This window comes from Paenibacillus sp. ALE3 (genome assembly GCF_054113405.1).
In genome coordinates this window covers 788269-803870 of the sequence record NZ_CM134214.1, presented here as the reverse complement: position 1 = coordinate 803870, position 15602 = coordinate 788269, and the positions used below count along the sequence as shown (strand labels likewise).

15 protein-coding genes and 1 pseudogene are annotated in these 15602 nt (G+C 48.3%); 5 read left to right on the top strand and 11 right to left on the bottom strand.

Annotation, left to right across the window (positions count from 1 at the left end):
- Nucleotides 1-4: 4 nt before the first annotated feature.
- Nucleotides 5-160 (top strand): annotated as a pseudogene (locus tag ACXHJ2_RS03690) (putative RNA methyltransferase); the annotation flags it as partial.
- A 120-nt stretch (nucleotides 161-280) separates the two neighbouring features.
- Nucleotides 281-892: a methyltransferase domain-containing protein gene (locus ACXHJ2_RS03685; RefSeq protein ID WP_238791048.1), complete on the top strand. Its 612-nt coding sequence runs from the start codon at nucleotides 281-283 to the stop codon at nucleotides 890-892.
- A gap of 71 nt (nucleotides 893-963) precedes the next feature.
- Here the strand turns inward: ACXHJ2_RS03685 and ACXHJ2_RS03680 are convergent, their stop codons facing one another.
- The 4 genes from ACXHJ2_RS03680 to ACXHJ2_RS03665 form a co-directional block, all read right to left on the bottom strand.
- Nucleotides 964-1398, bottom strand: a complete 435-nt coding sequence (locus ACXHJ2_RS03680) for a hypothetical protein (RefSeq protein ID WP_185156518.1) — start codon at nucleotides 1396-1398, stop codon at nucleotides 964-966.
- Between the two features lie 80 nt (nucleotides 1399-1478).
- Nucleotides 1479-1970: a hypothetical protein gene (locus ACXHJ2_RS03675; RefSeq protein WP_013372771.1), complete on the bottom strand. Its 492-nt coding sequence runs from the start codon at nucleotides 1968-1970 to the stop codon at nucleotides 1479-1481.
- Nucleotides 1971-2135: 165 nt separating this feature from the next.
- Nucleotides 2136-2618, bottom strand: coding sequence for a hypothetical protein (locus tag ACXHJ2_RS03670; RefSeq protein ID WP_165081689.1), 483 nt, complete (start codon nucleotides 2616-2618; stop codon nucleotides 2136-2138).
- 419 nt (nucleotides 2619-3037) lie between these two features.
- The gene (locus ACXHJ2_RS03665; protein WP_013372773.1) at nucleotides 3038-3265 is read right to left on the bottom strand and encodes a helix-turn-helix domain-containing protein; all 228 of its coding nucleotides are present in this window, start codon (nucleotides 3263-3265) and stop codon (nucleotides 3038-3040) included.
- 307 nt (nucleotides 3266-3572) lie between these two features.
- Here ACXHJ2_RS03665 and efeO point away from each other — a divergent pair, with 307 nt between their 5' ends.
- From efeO to ACXHJ2_RS03650, 3 genes are read left to right on the top strand one after another with little or no spacing between them, the layout of a single operon-like run.
- Entirely contained in the window at nucleotides 3573-4451 is an 879-nt protein-coding gene (gene efeO, locus ACXHJ2_RS03660; RefSeq protein ID WP_165081687.1) for an iron uptake system protein EfeO, read from the top strand.
- A 4-nt stretch (nucleotides 4452-4455) separates the two neighbouring features.
- Nucleotides 4456-5820, top strand: coding sequence for an iron uptake transporter deferrochelatase/peroxidase subunit (efeB, locus tag ACXHJ2_RS03655; RefSeq protein WP_165081685.1), 1365 nt, complete (start codon nucleotides 4456-4458; stop codon nucleotides 5818-5820).
- A gap of 24 nt (nucleotides 5821-5844) precedes the next feature.
- Entirely contained in the window at nucleotides 5845-7674 is a 1830-nt protein-coding gene (locus ACXHJ2_RS03650; protein ID WP_165081683.1) for an FTR1 family iron permease, read from the top strand.
- A gap of 88 nt (nucleotides 7675-7762) precedes the next feature.
- On the opposite strand, the gene ACXHJ2_RS03645 is transcribed toward ACXHJ2_RS03650, so the two are convergent.
- The 7 genes from ACXHJ2_RS03645 to ACXHJ2_RS03615 form a co-directional block, all read right to left on the bottom strand.
- Nucleotides 7763-9040 (bottom strand): type III PLP-dependent enzyme, encoded by a 1278-nt coding sequence (locus tag ACXHJ2_RS03645; protein WP_165081681.1) that lies wholly within the window; start codon nucleotides 9038-9040, stop codon nucleotides 7763-7765.
- A gap of 83 nt (nucleotides 9041-9123) precedes the next feature.
- Entirely contained in the window at nucleotides 9124-10215 is a 1092-nt protein-coding gene (locus ACXHJ2_RS03640; protein WP_165081679.1) for a Gfo/Idh/MocA family protein, read from the bottom strand.
- Nucleotides 10212-11363 (bottom strand): UDP-glucuronosyltransferase, encoded by a 1152-nt coding sequence (locus ACXHJ2_RS03635; RefSeq protein ID WP_165081677.1) that lies wholly within the window; start codon nucleotides 11361-11363, stop codon nucleotides 10212-10214. Before ACXHJ2_RS03635 ends, ACXHJ2_RS03640 begins: the two co-directional genes overlap by 4 nt.
- 17 nt (nucleotides 11364-11380) lie before the next feature.
- The gene (locus ACXHJ2_RS03630; protein ID WP_165081675.1) at nucleotides 11381-12913 is read right to left on the bottom strand and encodes a hypothetical protein; all 1533 of its coding nucleotides are present in this window, start codon (nucleotides 12911-12913) and stop codon (nucleotides 11381-11383) included.
- A 49-nt stretch (nucleotides 12914-12962) separates the two neighbouring features.
- Nucleotides 12963-13775: an ABC transporter permease gene (locus tag ACXHJ2_RS03625; RefSeq protein WP_013372781.1), complete on the bottom strand. Its 813-nt coding sequence runs from the start codon at nucleotides 13773-13775 to the stop codon at nucleotides 12963-12965.
- Nucleotide 13776: 1 nt separating this feature from the next.
- A complete protein-coding gene (locus ACXHJ2_RS03620) occupies nucleotides 13777-14583 on the bottom strand; it encodes an ABC transporter permease (protein ID WP_013372782.1) in 807 nt (268 codons plus the stop codon).
- Nucleotides 14573-15565 (bottom strand): ABC transporter ATP-binding protein, encoded by a 993-nt coding sequence (locus ACXHJ2_RS03615; protein ID WP_040102991.1) that lies wholly within the window; start codon nucleotides 15563-15565, stop codon nucleotides 14573-14575. Before ACXHJ2_RS03615 ends, ACXHJ2_RS03620 begins: the two co-directional genes overlap by 11 nt.
- Nucleotides 15566-15602: the final 37 nt, after the last annotated feature.

Here is a 15602-nt window from a genome sequence, read left to right as displayed (position 1 = left end):
TTCTATGTCCAAATGGAATAAACACGAGATGAAGGCCAGCCTGATCGGGAAGCATCAACATCTTTTTAGTTGTCCTGTATGCTCTCAACCCATGTGTATGGTGGAAGGCAAAAGCCTCCTATGTACGAATCAGCATTGCTATGATCTTTCAAAACACGGGTATTTACATTTATCCGCCCGATCCCATAAAACCAAGTATGATAAACAACTATTTAACTCCAGAAGAATAATGTGCAATAACGGATTTTTCGATCCTTTAAATGAAGCCATAAGCTGCACGATGATGAAGTTGATGAAGCCACTGTTCGATCAAAAATCACATCTGTACTTGCTGGATGCAGGTTGCGGGGAAGGCTCCCATTCAACCCACATTCAGGACAAGCTTACCGGGAAGGGAATCACCGAGCTTACAAGCGTAGGTATGGATTTGTCTAAAGAAGGTATTGTGGCCGCAGCCAAAGCATATCCCCATGCTCTCTGGTGTGTTGCTGATCTGGCTCATTGCCCATTTGCAAATCAACAATTTGACAGTATACTCAATATTCTGTCCCCTTCTAATTATGCTGAATTTAAAAGGATTCTATCGGAGGACGGCTGCATCCTAAAGGTCATTCCCGAACAATATTATCTTGAGGAATTGAGATGCTTGTATGAACAGAAAAAGCCAGCTTATTCAAATGACAATATAGTAAGCCGATTTAAAGATCAATTTAATCTTCTATCCGCCGAACGAGTAACCTATCGCTTTATGCTAAATGCCGACCTCGTGGAGCCTTTGCTCCATATGACTCCCTTATCGTGGAGAGCTACGAAAGCAGACTGGCAGCGAATGCAGGCAATAGATTTACCGTATGTAACAGTAGATTTGCTCATCTTATGCGGTAAAAAATAACATACTAAAAAGCATTCACGGCATGTGATTATATATGCTTCGTGAATGCTTTTTTTCGTTAATGCTGTCGCTTAAGAAAAACGAGTGTAGCGCAACAGGTGAACCAGCCGATTTAACCGTTCTATCTCCCGATCCAACTCATGCAGCGGCTGTCCGGCCAAAGCAGCGTTCGCTCTCTGATCACGTAGCGGGTTTATTTTCCGACCCATGAGTTTCAGCACCGTGGCCTTTCCCATGTTATTGACCACCACATATTGCGTTAGCGGATCAAGCTCAAGCCACAATACATGATGCTCTTGAAAAAATGACAGTAATTGCTTTTTTAACTTCTCCAGCTCAAGAGGCTCACCTACAATATGTGGATGATGATGAAAAGCCACATAGCCCATCACGCGCAGGTCACTTATGATTTGTTCCAAATGAAGCTTTTCGTTTATGTACACATGGTTCGTGCTCACGCGATTTCTTACACCATTCGTATGATGTTCCCGGATGATATTCACCACCTGACTATCGTTTATTTTAAGGTTTATCTTTCCCCTTGTTCACTATAGCGCAATCGGCTTTGAACAAAAAAACAACCGGCTTATACGCCAGTTGTTTCCCGTTCCACAAAATACTTATTGGTCATATAATGAGCCTTGCCTCTGGAAGTATCAACCATTCCCTTTTTATTGTCGAGAAAAACAATCTCCCGGCATTTGGTACAGTACCACTTGGTCCGCTTAAAGGGGGATTCTGTTACATACGATGTACCACATTTGCAATCTACTTTAATTAAGGTTTCTGTTGATTTGTAAGCTTGAGATAGCTCTCTTAAGCCAGTATCCGGCTGTTGAATCGGGATAATGACCTCCTGATAGCTTGAATACTGATTGTGCACTTTAAAGTCAGCCACCAGTTCCGCATGCAGTCCAAAGTACTCTTTGCCAATCTCGGTTACAAATTTCTTGCCGATTCTGTAACACTCAAGCCATTCCTGTATCTGTTGATTAGACAAAGGCACCGTGCCCTTGATACCACTATTTAATGTGTAAGTCATGATGTATAAAGTATCATCTTGTCTATGTCCGTACATGAGAAGCCTCCTTATAATACACTTGATAATGTACTACAAAGCGTACAAAACATCAATTTTATTATTTGGCAAAAGATATAGTAGCATTTCCAGGTATGGATTTAATATATCGTGAAATGCACCAAAGATGCGTGCAAGTCTGTTAGAAAAGCAACTGACAATCCGTCAGTTGCTTTGTCTTTCTACATAGTATTTGTTGGTCATGTACCAGGCCTTGCCTATATTCGTATCCACCATGCCCTTTTTACGATCCAGGAACACAATATTGTTGCATTCCTTGCATGACCACTTGGTTCTCTTATGAGGTGATTCTTCTATATAGGAAGCACCACATTTACATTCTACCTGAATTAATGTTTTATACTGACTATACGCTTCTACCAGTGGGTCCAGATCTACAGCTTTGTGTTCCATTATAGGCTGTATCATGGATATGTGCTCTCTCTGCTCCGAGTATTCATTATGTACCTTGAAATCTGCTACCAACTCAGGGTTTAAACCAAAATATTGTTTGCCCACAACCGTTACAAATTTACTGCCAATTCGATATGCTTTAATCCATTCCTGCACCTGTTTACTGGTCAGGTCGACAGTTCCCTTTATACCGCTGTTCAGCGTATAAGTCATCAAGTGTTGGTTGGGTGTCATGTGTCTTATTGTTCACCTCCGATCAAGAATATACCACAGGTAGGCTCTAGGCAAAAACCTGATTCATCTTCCATCCTGTCGCCATGCTGAGTACTGCTTTTGTAGGAATTTATATTCTTAGACTATCACTAGATGCATTTCTATCTAAACATAACTTTGTGATACAGCTTTCCACCTCAATTATTCATATAATTTATTGGCAAACACATGGTATTTTCTTCCTTATCTATATAGTACACCACTTACACACAAATTCCCATATATTTCAGCGGTTTAATCGTTTTTTTCGTTATATATTCACCTTTGCTAGTTTAGATATATTGTGTCAGCTGATTTATCACAAAACAAAAGCCTTCCCGACCATCCTTCATTGTTGAAGGATCATTGAGAAGACTTTGTACCCCGCAAGGAACGAGAGGTCAGATTTTTAATTCGCCAAGCCTGATTAATTCTACGACCGCCTGTGAACGACCTTTTACGTTCAGTTTCTGCATTACGTTGGAAATATGGTTACGCACCGTCTTCTCACTAATAAATAGTTGTCCGGCGATGTCACGCGTCGTTTTGTCCTGCACGAGCAGTTCAAATACTTCACGTTCACGGTGAGTTAACAAAAACTTGTTTTTCTGGTCGTTACCCTTCGTCAATTTCACCCCTCCTTGCTCGGGTTTTGTGTGGTGTAACAAGGTTAAGGGATACAGTCAACACATTTTATGTCATGTGCTCAGGTATGGTTCAATGTGCGGATAAAAATGGGCATAGGCACCTTACTTGCAGCTTTAATGATGAGTTGAACTTTGTGTCTAAAATATGTATTGACAGGCATATAGGGCAGCCTTATGATAAGAAAAAATGCGACTGATAATCATTATCAAAAAATGATAATTCGATATAGAGATCGCGCTATAGACTATGGTTCAGGGCCAGTTTGGCCAGAAAGGGTGTTCATTAATTATGAAACTACGTTATGCCGTGCCGGCCGGAGTGCTGGTCTCTTCTATTCTGTTTACAGGTTGCGGACAAGCCGGAACTGCGGATCAGCAACCCGCTGCAACATCCAAAGATACAGGAGCAACAACACAGACCACGACTCCTGCGGCGACTGCTCCCAATTTTGATCAAGCGGTTGCGGCTTATCGTACCTATGCAACTGAGCAGTGCGATACGTTTGTGAAAAAGACAGAAGAATTCACGAACGCAGTCAAAGCTGGCGAGCTGGACAAAGCCAAGGCTTTGTATGCTCCAGCACGTATGTACTATGAACGAATTGAACCGATTGCGGAAGCACTAGGCGATCTGGATCCGAATATTGACGCTCGTGACGGTGATGTGGAGGCAGCGGATTGGCGCGGCTTTCACCGTATTGAGAAAACATTATGGGAAGAAAACACCACCAAAGGGTTGGACGAGTTTTCCGACCGCCTGCTGAGTGATGCCAAGCTGCTGCGTGCCAAAGTAGAAACAGTTAACATTGATGCCAGCTTAATGGTAACAGGTGCAGTCGAGTTGCTGAATGAAGTATCTACCTCAAAGGTAACGGGTGAAGAGGAGCGTTATTCTCATACAGACTTGTACGACTTTGCGGCCAATGTAGAAGGTGCTCAAAAGATTTATGACATTTTGAAAACAGATCTGAACCAAAAAGACGCGGCGTTGGAAAAACAAATTGGTGAGCGCTTTACAGCCTTACAGCAGGAGCTGGCTCCTTTCAAAGACGGCGAAGGCTATGTATCGTATACCAAACTGAAACCGGAAGAAATTAAAAAACTAAGCCAGAACCTCGATGCTTTGGCAGAACCGTTGTCCCAAATGGGGAAATTGTTAGGAGTGTAATGATATGAAAGGCTTTAAGCGGCAAAAAGGACAAGAAAAGCCGCAGTATGCGGAATCCCGTAATGAAGTGTCTGATCTGACAGAAAAGGATACTCAGTCCGCGGATGATGAGCGATCAGGAAAAAGTAAATCCGTATCACGTCGTGATCTATTGAAGCTGGCTGGGGTAGGTGGATTAGGTCTACTGCTTGGCGGCGGTGGCGTGGGCGCTGTGCTGTCAGCCAGTCAACGCCTCGAAAGCATGATGACGGAGGCAGATACCAAGGATGTGGTTCCTTTTTACGGTAAACATCAGGCGGGCATTGTAACTCCGGCACAAGATTTTATCTGTTTTGCTGCTTTCGATCTGACGACTCGCGACAAGGAACAGGTGCGAAATCTCTTCAAGGCCTGGACGGAAGCAAGCGCTACAATGACTTCTGGTATGCTGCTTGGCACTGATAATGAAAATCTCAACCTCCCTCCTTCCGATACGGGCGAGGCAGCAGGATTGTCTCCGTCCCGGACGACGATCACCTTTGGTGTGGGTCCATCCTTTTTTGATGGACGGTACGGCCTGGCAGGTCTCAAACCTGCCGGGTTCCGTGAGCTACCTCGTTTTCAAGGAGACGCCCTGGATGAGCAATGGTGCGGCGGTGATATCGGAGTGCAGGTATGTGCCAATGACTTGCAGGTAGCTTTCCATGCCCTGCGTAATTTGGCGCGTATCGCCAGAGGAACAGCGGTACTTCGTTGGACACAGGAAGGCTTCCAGCGGACGGCACAAGCTGATCCTGCGGGAAGCACCCCGCGCAATTTGCTTGGCTTCAAGGACGGCACGGGAAACCCGGACACGTCCAAGGCAGACGAAATGAACCGGTTGGTGTGGACACAGACCAATGACGGACCGGCATGGATGGGCAACGGTAGCTATATGGCTGTACGCCGTATTCGTATGCGAGTAGAGGTATGGGATCGTTCAACATTAGGTGACCAAGAGGATACCTTTGGACGCCATCGCAGCAGCGGTGCCCCACTGGGCAAAAGCAAAGAGTTTGACAAGCTGGATCTGGCGGCTACAAGTCCGGAAGGCAATCCGCTTACGCCCCCTACCTCTCATGTGGCTTTGGCTCATGGGGATGGAAGCATTAATATTTTGCGGAGATCTTATTCCTATTCAAGCGGATTAGACAAACAAACAGGACAGCTCGATGCCGGACTGCTGTTCATCAGCTACCAGCGTGATCTGTTCAAGCAGTTCGTCCACATTCAGGAGAAGCTTGCACGTAATGACAAGCTGAACGAATATATTGTTCACAAAGGCAGTGCGGTGTTCGCCTGCTTCCCAGGTGTATCGCAAGGCGGATACATCGGGGATACGTTATTTTAGCAGCAGGCAAGGAAGGGGATTTATATGAATCGGCGCAATAAAAGCTTGGGGTGGATGTTTGTACTGGTAGCAGCTCTGCTGCTGACAGTAACTCCCTTCATATCCGGCTCCGGGTCGGCCGCTTTCGCACAATCAAATGCTAAAGCTGTCTCTAATGATCAGCTAATGCCTGTGGTCGGCGGAGCACTGGTGGAGGCGGGACAAGACCAATGGACGGAAGCCTCCAAGGACCTAAAGGAATTCCGTGGTTTGTGGCAAGCCGCCAAAGCAAATGGCGGGGATTCAGCCCATATCGCGGCCGTAGATCAAGCTCTGACCGATGCGGAAGAGGCTCTTTCCCATGGCGGCGGGGATTCAGCAAAAGCTGCGTTATCTGTGCTGGCGCGCTCGGTCAATGAGTTCGTGACTGCTGCCGAAGGAGATCAACCGGCTCCAGCCGGAGCCAAAGCAGCGGAAAAGCTGCTTCCTATGGCGAAGGGCAGTCTGACTGCCATGCAAAAAGGCGACTGGGCTGCTGCGCGGGTGGATTACGACCGAATCGTTAAAGCCTGGTATCAGGTGGAGACACCGATTCGTCTGGATCATTTTTCAGTATACAGTTCGCTTGAAACGAAAATCAGCCTCATCCGCATCTCTATGCAAGCAGAGCCCATACGTCAAGCACAGGCTCTCAAGGAAATGCAGGAGTTAACGACGCTGTTGTCTGATTATAGTCAGGGCAAACTTAAGAACACAGATCAAGGAGCAGATGCAGGCAATGCCGCTGCCGGAGCGGCGAATGGTTCAACAGCTTCCCTGGGCGATGCAGTCACCCTGCTTGAATCCGCACGCCAAGATGTTGTAGCTAATCAGCCAGAGCAGGCCGCAGACAAGGTAGGGCAGTTTATTGCTCTATGGCCTTCCGTCGAAGGACATGTACAAATTTCCGATCCGGAGTCTTATACTGCAATTGAGAATCAAATGACCGAGACTTCCGGATATCTGCTGTCTTCTCCACCGAATACGGATAAAGCCCTGCAGACTCTTGATCAGATGCTGGACAAGCTCCGTCCGTTGACCGAGGAACGTTCTTATACTGCATGGGATGCCGCACTGATTTTGCTGCGCGAGGGCCTGGAGGCCATTCTCGTGCTCGCAGCTCTGCTGGCGTATGCCAAAAAAAGCGGTGAAGCCGTGGCTGGACGCTGGATATGGGCAGGAGCTGGTACAGGACTGGTGCTAAGCGGAATACTGGCGGTGCTGTTCACCTCGCTGGTGGCAGCTGCTGCATCGGGCAGCATGCGTGAGCTGCTGGAAGGTGTCACCGGGCTGGTAGCTGTTGTGCTGATGCTAACTGTCGGTAACTGGCTGCATAGCAAATCCAATGCTGCTGCGTGGAACCGCTTTGTGGAAAACAGCGTAGGCAATGCACTGGCACGGGGTAGCCTATGGTCGCTCTTTGCGGTTTCTGCGCTCGCGATTCTACGTGAAGGGGCCGAGACAGCTATCTTTTATATCGGTATGGCTCCAGCCATCGAAACCTCGCAATTGCTGATCGGCATTGGCTCGGCAACGGTTATACTGGTCGTTCTTGCATTTGCAATCATCAAGTTCAGTGTACGGTTACCAATTCGCGCCTTTTTCCTGACCGCCACTGTACTGATTTACTATCTCGTATTTCGTTTTCTGGGTGAAAGTATTCATTCGCTTCAGGTGGCTGGCAAGCTTCCGGGACACACCGCGTCCTCGCTTCCATCCATTAGCTGGTTGGGAATGTATCCAACCTGGGAAACATTTATCCCACAAGCCCTTGTGCTGATCTTTATGGTATGGCAGCTTGTCCGTCAGGAAATTCGCAGTTCCAAATCACGTTAAATCGATACTATAATACTCAAAATGTAAAAAACGCCAAATCACAAGTTCGATTGATATCGACTCCCATGATTTTGGCGTTTTTACATACTTACATTACATCCTCAGGCAACGCAATCATGCGCTGATGATGCAGAAGGTCCGTGCGATCACCGTGTTCACGAATGATATGCACTTTCCCGCGATAATCGAGCAGTTCCGCCGGAGTAGCATGTCCCAAGAAATATAATGGGCTGTAGCTCAATCCATAGGCACCTGCATTCGGAAAAGCAATATAATCGCCCTCTTGAATCGGGGGCAGCTCCGCTTTTTTCACTATACAATCCTCGGGTGTACACAGCGGACCAACAATGCTTACCGTCTCCAGCTCCGTAGAAACCTCTGCTGATTGTCTGCGCATAATTCGCACAGGGTAATTGTCCCTTAAACGGCGTCCCCGAAAGGTAGCTGCGACGTAGTGGTTCATGCCGCCATCAGCTACGACAAACTTCTCTCCCTTGGATTCCTTGGTATACAACGCCCGGCAGACATACATGCCTGATTGAGCGACCAGATACCTACCGCTTTCGATGATCAGCCTAACCCCCGGCATGCGGGATCGGGTCTGCTCCGCAAGTGCATTAAGTCCATCAATGACGTGATCCATATCAAGCGGCTGCTCATGGGCAAAATAAGGTACACCAAACCCGCCGCCCAAATTGATCGTATGCATCGCCACACTATACTGAGCCTGCACCCGTTCTGCCAACTGCAAGGTATTCGCAAATGAACCTAAAATCTGATCCGCTTTCAGCATTTGCGTACCTGTATATACTTGAATGCCTTGAAAATATACGTGCGGGCAATCTTCCAGCACCTTAAAAAAGTGATCCAGCTGCCCTTCATCGACTCCAAAAGGGCGCGGAACACCGCCCATTTTAATCGTCGCTCCCGACAGGTCATTATCGGGATTGATTCGAACCGCAGCCCTGACAAACACGCCCGTTTGGGCGGCAATGTCCTCCAGTAGGCGCAGCTCTCTCACCGATTCTACATGAATGCAGCCGATCCCACAGGTTATCGCCTCACGCAGCTCAGCTATTGTTTTCCCCGGTCCAGCGTACAGTACGTCCTCCGCAGCATACCCGGCCTCCATGGCGACGAACATTTCTCCAGCCGAAGCAATCTCGACACCGCAACCTAACGAGCGCAGCAACCCAGCCAAGGCTACGTTACCATTAGCCTTGAGCGCGTAATGTACATGCACGGCCGGGTGCAGCCGGGCCAGCAACGAGCTGACGTGAGCATGCAGCGCGTCTCCATCATAATAATAAAAGGGTGTCGGATGCTCGCCGAATCGCTCCAGTAAAACTTCGTCCTTTTGATCCATCTGCTGAATCCCCTCCTCTCTTTGCTTGGATATTCCGTATTTTGTATTATTCGAATCTCACCGATTGAAAACCACGACCATACTTATACTGCATAGATCGCCTCGCCTGAGCGCGCTGCTTTATGAATAGCTGCCAGCAGTCTGACGCGTTCAGCAGCCTCATGAAATGGAATAGGCTCCGTTTCACCCCGGATGATGCTGCAGAAGGCATCCAACTGATTGACATAATAGTTCATAGGCTCAAAAACTGTTTTAGTAGGCAAGGATGACTGTGATAACGCAGACCGTGCTTCCACATCCGATATATTCACCGCGATATCCTTCTTTATTATTTCCGTCTTGAGTGTCATTTTATAGAAACCCAAATTCGCTCGAAAGCAATCCTTTAAGGTGACTACTGCCGAATCAAAGGTCAGTACATGAGCACAGCGATAAGGACGCTCAAATGAGAAGAGGGCAGATGCCTCTAGTCCGCTCGGGTAACGGGCTTGCGCATGAAATGTCCAGTCACAACCATGAGGGCCAGCGAAATCCGATTGACTGTGGAATTCCGCCTGCTCCAATCCAACAACGGCCTGAAGAAACTGGAGCCAGTACACACCCAAATCCCAAAAGCATCCCCCACCCTGCTCCGGACGGGATCGGTAATTGTCCGCATGCCCTTCTTTTGCCGGAATGCATAGACTCGTTTCTATGGAGCATAAGCGACCATAACGACCTGATTCTATGATTCTTCGCAGTTCACGCTGCCAAGGGTGATGCTGCACCATGACTCCCTCCAGCAGATAAGCGTTGCTCTGTTCGACGATAGCCGCCAAGGGAGCCAGATCAGCTGTATTCAGGCATAACGGTTTTTCCACCAGCACGTGCTTGTGAGCTTGTAAGGCTCTGCCAATCCACTCAGCATGTAAATCGTTGCTGAGCGCAATATATACAGCGTCGATGTCCGGGTCTTTAAGCATATCCTCAGCATGACCATAAACGACATTGACTTCATAACGCTCTGCCATTTCTTGGGCCTTGGCAACCGTACGATTCGCAAGCGCGGTCACGCGTGCTCCTGCAACATGTCGGATCGGTTCCAGCAACGCACGAGGGGCAATGGCAGAACAACCAATGATCCCGAAGCGAATATCTTGCATCGCAGGTTCTTGCGCAGCCGCGGCAGCGTTCATGATCCCTGCTCCATTCCTGATGGCACTTGAATGCTCTTCACATAGGATTCTATATAACGTGGCGTCCGACTGCGCAGCTCTACGATTCTCCGATGCATTTCCTCCAGGATCTGGGCACTGCCGCCATAGGTTTCTATCCATGTCTCGTAGCGCATACCTAACCCCAGACGTTCCCATAGATCCGCATTATGCTTCTCATGTACACCAAACGGCTCCAGCATAATCAGCGGAGTAGCTGTAGCGAACGAATCGGTCAGGCTGCCGCCACCGGGCTTGCTGACAATGGCCTGGGCATGACATGCTCGGTCCAGCATGCAATGGTAATCCGGTCCGATCTGATACACCGTTTCATCACCTATTTTCACCTCTCCGAAAGGTGGAAATGTATGCTCCCCGGCTTCATTTCGCTGCCATGTTCTCCACTGCGGGTCCATCCGAAAATAGCGTATACTGTCCCGCTCTTCATCTGGTTGATCCTGATCATACAACAACAGATCCAGTTCCCAGCCCGCTTCTTCTAACCGTCCAACCTTCTCACGGTAGGTGCCCATCCCCCAACCGCCGCCATGTACGAATAAACGGGCTTGCCGTGCTTCAAAAGGGATATGCTCCACTGCCGGGATGTCAATATAGTGATTGACTCTATTTTTATCATTTTCAAACAGGGTCGTTTCTTCACAGCCATCAGCAAAATGCGGGTTATGCTTGGCTAGATTTTTCCAGGAAGGAGAAGGTGTCGAATCCATATACACAATGTCCGCATGCACCGACTCCGACTCTCTGCGCTTGCGATACTCCTCCAGTACATACATCCAATGACCGGATAAGCATATAAAATACTGCCGATCCTCTTCTATCCATTGGTTCAGCAGTACTTCCATCGCTGCAGGGTCCAGTGAATTACGCATATCCTGCGGAACCTTCTGCGACATTAAGGCCACTGCAAAATTGTCATGGTAAGCTTTCCGGCTTTTGTCGACCTTGAGTCGGGCCGATTCCGGCAGTACATTTTCAAATACATGGATCGCCGTATCCATGCCCAGCCTGCGAAGACCCGCTTGCAGCAGCAAGCCAGGGGTATAAAAGCCCAATCCGAAACCGGAACACAAAATCGTTACCTTCAAAAGCTTCTCCGTACTCTTACGCATGCTTATACGCCTCCCGTTTAATTCAGCACTGTAAAATGTCGCTCTGCCAAAAAACGCTCCAGCTTTGTAGTCAATCGCATTTTTTCCTCATCATTCGCAGCAACCAGTTCCAAATAAAGCCGGCCTTTGCCTCGTGCCCGTTCATTTCCATCAGCTTCTTTTGTACCACTCAAGTCAGGCTGACCCATGCCGTTCCCTTCTGATCCGCCATCGCCGGCTCCAATCCCACTTATACGAACCTGCTTGGCAGATGATCTGCCTCCGCACCCGGTTGCATTTCTGCTTGGCACAGGGGTATGGCCTACAATCCTGTTCTCACCGTCACGTCCACCTGTGTTTACATATAACGTATTGGCTCCCAGAGGCATGACACCTTCCTCACGTTCACCTGTAAACAGCAATCCCTCGCCTTCTAGCCCTAACAGCAGTTCTTCATAAGATAGACTGCCATCATGGGAAAGCGAATAATTCGTCAACGTGCCACGCATATTTTTCCCAGCCAGATAGGTATCAAGCTGATGCTTAATCAAACTCATCGACTTTCTAGCATTAATTTCGATAATGGGCTCCAGCTTTCCACCACGAAGTGTCATGGAGTCTATGCATACATCGCCGTAATATCCATCCCGATACAATTGCTGTCCCACATCCTGCATTAAGCTAAAATAGCCGTCACGCTCCAGACGCTCCATAAAAGCCCTGTCCGGCGATAGGGATTCCCGATAGGCGAATTGAGTATTAGCCAGCCATTGCACAGATACGATGTCGACACGCCCATCATCGCCAATCGTAAATTGGCATGAAAAATCCTGCTCTTTCTCCAGAAAAGGCTCCAGCAAGAACAGTACCCGTTTGCCTTTGCGCTCCTGTCCACGCAAATACGATACGACCCGGTCCAGCATTTGTGTCGAAGTGATGTGCAGATTGCCTTTGCCCGATACGCCAAAATCATCCTTGATTAAAAAGCTTCCATCCCGCAGCAGTTTACGCCCTGCTTCAGCGACATCCGCAAACGAAGTCACAATATGACCAGGGTTGCGCAGACCAAGACTGCGTTTCAGCTCAGAGGAATAGGTTTTGGCATTTACCTTGCGAATCGTTTCCAGCGGCGGCTGATGCAATGTAATTCCCCAAGCACGCGCGGCCTCTTCCACATGCGGCAACCCCGCAAACGGGCTAAGCACACAGCCTTCCAGTTGAGGAAAACCTTCTCCAGTATCACTCTTGCGACTACTCAGCAGCTCGAAAACGGAAGCGGCCGACACATTGCCCGCCTGTTCCATTCCGTCGGTCAAATCCCGTTCGTTTACAGCCGGATGAAAGCCCAGCTGCGCAATATACTGACGATGTACGGGCGAAATGGCAAAACGTGTCAACAAGGCGTCTCCCGGCTGACAAAAGCTAAATAGCAATTCATCCATAGCCGCTACAATGGCAGAAGAAGCCCGGTCAGGCAGGGCGGGCAGGGAAGCTAGCTCGGTATCTCGCCAGTAAGCCTCCGCTTCAAATGTTCCCATATATAAATGACGCTGGTTCGGTATCGCATTCATATGATTCGCTTCCTTTCCTGCTTCATTATGAACCTACTACACGGTAGCGCTACTGGCTCGCGCTCGTATAATCACGTAGAGCAAACTGCCATATCAAGCGAATAATCGCCAGCAGCCAGAGAGGTGCGAGAAATGCCCATAGCATCAAACCGGGTTCCATTTTGCCGAGAATGAACATGGGCGGAAAATTACAGATGACAAACACCGGAAGCACAAACAAGCCAATACGCTGAATCAGGTTACTGTACACGGCCATTGGCACATAATTTGTCTCGAAAATGCTGTTGGATAGCTCTGTAACACCGTTCGTGCGAATAATCCAGAAGGCCAGCAATTGGGGCAGCAAAAACACGGAGTATGCCGTAAGCACTCCGCATCCGAGCAGCACGGAGAACCCTCCTACGGTTTCCAAATTAAATGGCAATCCGAGTCGATGCCAGCCGACCCCCGTCATAATTCCGCCGCCAATTACATTCGGCAAGGTATAGCCCAGCTCAAATTGACGCAGTGTCACCATAAATTGCAGCGATACGGGTTTGGTCATGAGCACGTCCAGTGAGCCGGTACGAATTTTGTCAGGCAGGCTTGTAAAATTACTGTAGAACAATCCACTATAAAAGCCGCTCATCATCGTAAACACGCCGATATATAACAACATGGCGTCAGGAGACCAGCCGTTAATGTCTGTCCCAGCGCGGTATGGAAGCGATGCGTACAGCAGCTTGATAAACAAATAAGCTGTTTCAACCAGACATGCACTTATAAAATTAGTGCGATATTCCATTTGCGACATGACGGAAAACTGGACAAATTTCCAGTACAGTCTAATGTAGCGCCTAATGTTTTGGAAAACATTTTTCATGTTAACCCCCCACCGAGACAAAGCGTTTGACCCCGGCTTGCCACACCCAGCGTGATACGGCCGCCAGCACTACAATCCAGAGCCATTGCACGCCAATGCCTTTAGCGGCTTCCAGCACAGTCAGCTTGCCCGTCAACGCATTCACCGGAAAAAATACGGTGTAGCTGAAAGGTAGCAGACTGAACAGACGGGCCAAAGCATCTCCAAAAATCGTCAGCGGAAACACGGTACCGCTAGCTACATAAATGACCAGCGACAGCGTATAAAAAAGTCCCGCCGATTCCGTCACCCAAAAGGCTATGCCGCTCAGCGCATAATAGACCACAAAATTAAGCACAAGTGCTCCCGGCAACGCCAATATGTAAAGCAGGATGTACGATAGCTCGAAGCTGATTTGTCCTTCCAAGCTAAGACATAACAGCAAAATAGCAGCCGCCAGCAGCACAACTGCGGACTGTATGACTTTGCCTCCAATAAACCGGCAAAAACGGTAAGCAAAATAATGCACAGGCTGTACCATGAATTTTGCCAGTCCACCTTCCTTGATATCTGTAGCAATTTCATATTCAAAGCCCGTCGCAATCAATTTTCCAGTTACTCCTGCCATGACCACATACACCAGCATTTCCGGCAGAGAATAGTCCACCACTCTTGCTTGTCCCGAAGAACCAAATACAGCTAGCCAGAGAAAAATTTGCGTCATGATGGGCAGCATAAATCCCGCCATTTGGAGCCAATAATTAGCCCGATACTCCATTTCGTTTTGCATGCCAAGCTGGAGTACTTTCACATATTTGTTATTTCGCATCAGCCAGCCTGCCCCCATCGTACAAATTGGCTATCCCCTCTTCCAGCGGGACGTCCTCAATCGTAAAATCAACGACAGGCAGTGCGTCCAAAATCTTTTTGGACCAAGCCAACGTATCTTCTGCATCCAGCTCAAATACCGCCTCCAGCTCCGAGTTGGAGCGAAGTTTGCCGAGGCTCGCCAATGTTAGGTTGGATACGGGGTTCTCCAGTCGAACCTTAAGTAATTTACGGGCACCGATGACCTCATTCACCTTGTGCAAGTCTCCGTCATACACCAGTCTGCCCCCACTGATAATGATGGACCTAGTGCATAGATCCTCAATGTCCTTCATGTAGTGGCTTGTCAGCAAAATGGTCGTCCGGTGGGTGCGGTTATAGGCTTTGAAAAACTCTCGAATTCGCCGCTGAGAAACAAGGTCCAGTCCGATGGTCGGCTCATCCAGTAAAATGACCCGTGGACGATGCAGCAGCGCGGCGATCAGTTCCATTTTCATACGCTCGCCGAGCGATAGCCGCCGAACCTGCACATGAAGCTGCTCCTCCACCCCAAGCAAAGTGACCAGTTCATCCAGCGCCTCTTTATAACGATTATCATCAATTTCGTAGATAAGCTTGTTCAGCTCGAACGACTCGCTTGCAGGCAAATCCCACCAAAGCTGGTTTTTCTGTCCCATCACGATGGAAAACTGACGTTTAAACTCTTTTTGTCGCTTCCAGGGAGTAAAGCCGAGTACCGATGCCTCCCCGTCCGTGGGATGGAGAATGCCGGACAGCATTTTGAGCGTTGTTGTTTTGCCCGCCCCGTTGGGACCAAGAAATCCGACAATTTCTCCTTCCTCAATGCTAAAGCTAACATCCTGTACAGCCTTCTTGGTCAGCTGTTCACGCTTAAACAAATTTTGTAGCGATTTGCGCACGCCCGGCTCCTTTTTGTAGTACGTAAACGTTTTCGACAATTGGTTTAATGTAATGGACGGCAATGAATTCCCCTCCTCTTTCCTCTATGCGTGATACCTG